The organism is Paenibacillus sp. Pae15, assembly GCF_024519685.1.
Classification (GTDB): Bacteria; Bacillota; Bacilli; order Paenibacillales; family NBRC-103111; genus Paenibacillus_G; species Paenibacillus_G naphthalenovorans.
Genome location: NZ_JALJRM010000059.1, coordinates 1 through 4,931, shown reverse-complemented (window position 1 = coordinate 4,931; position 4,931 = coordinate 1). Strand labels below are relative to the sequence as shown.

3 protein-coding genes and 1 pseudogene are annotated in these 4,931 nt (G+C 34.7%); 2 read left to right on the top strand and 2 right to left on the bottom strand.

Translation table 11 applies throughout. From position 1 onward, the window contains the following. Nucleotides 1–436: 436 nt before the first annotated feature. Both NR121_RS24735 and NR121_RS24730 read right to left on the bottom strand, forming a co-directional pair. Nucleotides 437–922 (bottom strand): hypothetical protein, encoded by a 486-nt coding sequence (locus tag NR121_RS24735; protein ID WP_054820317.1) that lies wholly within the window; start codon nt 920–922, stop codon nt 437–439. An 89-nt stretch (nt 923–1,011) separates the two neighbouring features. Continuing rightward, nucleotides 1,012–1,749 (bottom strand): hypothetical protein, encoded by a 738-nt coding sequence (locus NR121_RS24730; protein WP_256832123.1) that lies wholly within the window; start codon nt 1,747–1,749, stop codon nt 1,012–1,014. A gap of 405 nt (nt 1,750–2,154) precedes the next feature. Here NR121_RS24730 and NR121_RS24725 point away from each other — a divergent pair, with 405 nt between their 5' ends. Together NR121_RS24725 and NR121_RS25235 are read left to right on the top strand one after the other, a co-directional pair. Continuing rightward, nucleotides 2,155–2,658, top strand: coding sequence for a hypothetical protein (locus NR121_RS24725; RefSeq protein WP_256832122.1), 504 nt, complete (start codon nt 2,155–2,157; stop codon nt 2,656–2,658). Between the two features lie 1,941 nt (nt 2,659–4,599). Next, nucleotides 4,600–4,680 (top strand): annotated as a pseudogene (locus tag NR121_RS25235) (SEC-C metal-binding domain-containing protein); the annotation flags it as partial. Nucleotides 4,681–4,931: the final 251 nt, after the last annotated feature.

The window sequence follows — 4,931 nt, the reverse complement described above, 5'->3', positions numbered from 1 at the left end:
TTTTTTTGCGCCTGCAGGTCACAAATTCTGGTTACACAAACTATTGTACATCATCATATTATAAGGAAGAGACGCAATTTGCGAATTATAATTTTCGTTATATTATCTGATTTTCGAGGATATGGGTATCATGAACGGTATCATCTTTTCGTATTCTTCGCCACCACTACAAGAAGTCCAATAAAATCATATTTTTCAACGGTCTATATATATCCGAATGGCTCGGGGCGGTTCATCTCTTATTGAGTTGCACTTCAATTCTTTTGGGCTGACTTCTTCCCAGGTAAAAAAGCAACAGTGCCGGTTACTGCTCTAGAAAGAAACCTATGAGGGCATACCTTTTCCAAGGGTAATACCACCCATAAAGCTCCTGTAGAGCAAAGGATCGTGAATTCCATATCCATCTTTTTTCGTGTACATTATAGATACGAAGTTATTACCCACCTTCAGTTATCCCTACTATATTTAATTTTTGAATCCAATCAGAAATGATAATATCTCCTGACTCGTTGATTAATTGGATTTCTATGCTCCTGTTATCTTCAATAATTTCTCTAAGGTCGTTTAGAGGTATTTCGTTTTTGATTTCAAATGTTCCAGCTCCATATCCATGACTTTCACTTTTATCAAGTGTTACCTTCTCTCCATAGAGTATAGGAAATTCTTCCTTATCCTCATTAATAAAATCCAACAACTTTGGGTTGGTTATATTCATTTTCATTGTAAAAGGACCTATCTTATTATTTGATTCGTTTATTAAAAAATAGTCAATAGTCAACAATTTTGTTTTTCCATGTCGAACATAATATACCATTGACTTTTCTTGATCAAACGATATTTTATTCCCCGTGCTTGAGTTATTTGTGCTGCAACCTATAATAGTGAATGTAATAAGAAACAGGATTAACACCCTTGTTATCAATACAATACCCTCCATTTCTACTTTATTTATTAGAGTCGTTAAATTGAACGAGATCGGTTTGGTTATCCGATCTCGCCCTTGTGCTTATTCTACTCCCAGTTGAACTCAATATTACCCATATATTTTACTATATCCTGTTGGTATAGACCAACCAATCGATTTTGGTATGACAATTCGTCTTCATCTTTTAATTTAGGGTTTTCAGAAATGTATTTTGGCAGTAACTTGGACCAAATGACATTCTGAGTATACAAGTCACGATCATATTCAAACAATTCATCATAACTTTTTAATCCTATTCCCTTAGTTACTTCCTCGACAAGATTGATTCCTTCTTTATGACTCATAATAGATTGTTTTAAATCATTAATATAATTAGTCACTTCATCGTCTGTAATACTAATCTGATTTGCTTTTGCATACTCTAGAACGATTTCATTTTTTAATACTTGCTTTGCCGCATTTTCAACAAACTGGCGTTGATCAGTAACCGTTTCAGAATTACCATTTAAGCTTCGGTTGACTGCAATTCTGTTTATCCATTTATTAAGTTCTTTATCGTTTATAAAGTAATCTTTGACTTGACCGTTGCTGTTTACTTTCAATATTGCATTTCCTACTCCCGCAATTACTAAATCTTTCATTTGCAGACCTTTCGCAATTACTTCTACTTTGCTAGGATTATTCATGGTTGTATTAGTGCTAGCAGTAAAAGTAGACGCAGGAGCAAAGCTACCTGTAACGGTGTTTTGGCTTCCGGGGAAGGTTGAATAGAACCCCTCACATTCAACCGTAATAACCGCCCCACTTATATGGTCAAAGTTCATATTTTGAGCAGAACTCCAGTAGTAAAAAGCTTTGTATCCACCGCCAAAAAAAGAAGTGTTGGGAGAAAAAATGGTATGTCATTAGCATTCCAATTATATGCATTCACGGAACCTATGTTTGTTCCTGATGAGTCTTTAAAATTGACCGATTGCCCCTTTTACTGTGTAGGGGTAGTTTATTGTCGGCCAAAACATCCATGTCTCTTGCTGATCTATATATGGCAGACCATATTGATCTCTAGTGTGCGATACATTATAGTTTATATCGTAATTGATGTTCCCCAACCCAGTACAAGCTGTAGATCAGTTTACGAATCTCTGATGGGGTACATCGAGGAGCATAAGAAAAGAAATAATTTTATGATGATAACCTTGAAATACGGATTGGTTTAGGAGGGGATGGAGATGTCATTATGGGATCAAAAGGGCATTCCACATAAAGGATGGACGTGTGTTGGCATGGAGGACTTAGGTGAGGATCTGGAGCATCTGGACGCTGAGAGTCGAAAGGATTATTATGAGCGTTGTGAAATGTGTAGCAATGAAGGAATTCGCTATGTACATATTATGCGGCATCCAGAATACCCGAATGAACTACGTGTAGGTCAGCAATGTGCAGAAAAAATGGAGAATGATTACGCGAATCCCCACAAACGTGAAACGGCTCTTCGGAACAAAACCAATCGCCGTTTAAACTTTCTTCGACAATCTTGGAGAACGAATGAGAAAGGCAATCTTATATTGAAATATAAGGGTCACCATATTACGATCATGCAAAGCCGCTATGGCGGATATGGAGTCGCTTTTAACAACACCTTTGTATGGGAACATAAAGGCGAAAAAATACGAAGTATTGAGAAGGCAAAACTGGTTGCATTTGATATTTTCGATAGCAAGGTTCACAAGTAAACGAGTTTCTTGTATTTCTTGAAAGGAAGATATGGTTTTATTTTAAAGTAGACGAACAAACATAACATTCTTTCAAACAAAATAAATGATTTCCGAAAACATGCCTTTCAGAAGTTTTTGATTTTTAGAGAAGAAGGTTGTGGAAAAATAGTGTCGAATATGTATAGCTTATTCGGTCGAATTTATTTGTGTAGGGTCGATTCATCGAGAATACATATGTGAACAAGGTGAAAAATTGATATGCAGAGTAAGATCTTATTATTAAAAGAAAAATTACAAAAATTCGGCACAAGAGAATTGCTCGGAATGATTAGTATTCATTTTCTCACGTTCGGTAGCAACGCAAAAGATATAACGGAGCAATCTGATATTTTTAATAAAACTAACTTGATGTCCCCTCAAAAACAGTATGCTTATTTAGCGGGCTTACTAATGAGTACTGATGACCTAAGTGAAGGTATTAATAATGATGATCCTAAAAGTTATGAAGAATTGGAGGAAGAAATTCAGGCGATAACTTTAGAGTATACGAAAACATTTTTAGATTTCGGTGATGCCCCCGAAGGCCCAGATTTAGATATTGTGAAAAGAAACCTCATTGCAATGGAAGCGTTTACCGCATACTTTGATACTGAAACTCTTAGGTATAAAGAGCAAACGGAAGCTCACATAAGAAGTTTTTACGCTCCTTTTGATAAAGAATTAGAAGAATTGACCACTCTTTCTATAGACGACTATCTAAAATTTTATCATTTAATCGAAGATTCTTTTGGTGAAACTCTTGACCAAACGAAGATAGTTAATCAGAGCGTGCAAAAATTCTTGAGTTCCTTTAACCTATTTGCTGATGATATTGAGAGCCAATATCAACGACTAATCACTGGAGATAATGGTCGCATTGGAAGAGAAATTAAAAGAGCAATGGATGGGTTACAAACTATAAGTCGCGAAAGAATTAAGCAGAATTTTGGAGAAAATAAGACAAAAAAACTAATAGAATTTTTCACTCTTAAACGAGAAAATCGTGACTTCATGTACTACAATGGATCTAATCCATTTTCTCAACAACCTTTGTGCTGGTTAGATGAAGGTCAAACTTTCTTTATTGTGCACCCCAATTTTGTACTATCCGCAATTTATAACTTTATTACGAGTATTATTGAAAACCCTAAAAATACATTTGCAGAAAAATATAAAAAGACAAAAGCTGACATTACAGAAGATCTGTTTCTCAAGCAACTTAAAAAGATATTTGGGGACTCAGCAAAGTATCATACCAGTGTTTGCGAAGAAAAGGGAACAAAAGAGCATGATATTTTAATTGAATACAAAGATTATATTGTCATAGCTGAAGTAAAAGCTTCAAAAGTTAGAGAACCATTCTTTAATCCAGAAAAATCATTCACCAGAATCAGAGATCATTTTAATTCTGATTCAGGTATCGGGGGGGCATATCAACAAGCAATAATCTTAAAAAAATTAATTGAGAGTGCAAATACAATTACTCTTTATGAAGATAAAAACAGGGCATTTACGATTAGTGAAACTTCTAAAAAAAAGGTTATTCCAGTTGTACTAACTCTCGCACAATTTGGTGGTATAGCTGTAAATACTTCATTGCTTCTTGAAAAAGAGATTGATCAACCTTTTCCGTGGGTATGCAACTTGCATGATTTAGAAAATATTGTTCAAATCAACACCTATCTCAAAAAGAAAACTGAAAATTTTATTGAATATATACTATGGAGAATAGATAATCATAGGGCAATCATTTCTTCTGATGAACTTGATGTAATTCAGGGGTTCTACTTCGACAAGAAAGCTAAGGTGGCAAAAGATAAAACTTTATTCTTTTGGCCTACAGGTCCAAGCCTAATAGATAAAATATATTTTGAGAAGAAAGGAATACCTTACTTATTTGCTCCATTAGATAATGCTCCACGAAGGAATATTAAAATCGGTAGGAATGATCCTTGCTCATGTGGCAGTGGAAAGAAATACAAAAAATGTTGTGGGAAATAACCTTCTATTATCCATAGAGCAGGGACGATTTTGCTTTATCCAATCAACATAATGTAGTGATAGATCAAATTAAGGTGAAGAAGGAACTAATGATTAATGATTGTTACAAGTGAATACGTGTCTTTTCAGAATATATGCCTTAATTATAGATTCAAACTGTATCGATGTATTATAATGCTCCCATAGGTTGAGACACGGAGAGTGATAAATAAGTTATAATGAAGCTATGGAAAAACGGAACCGATATACCT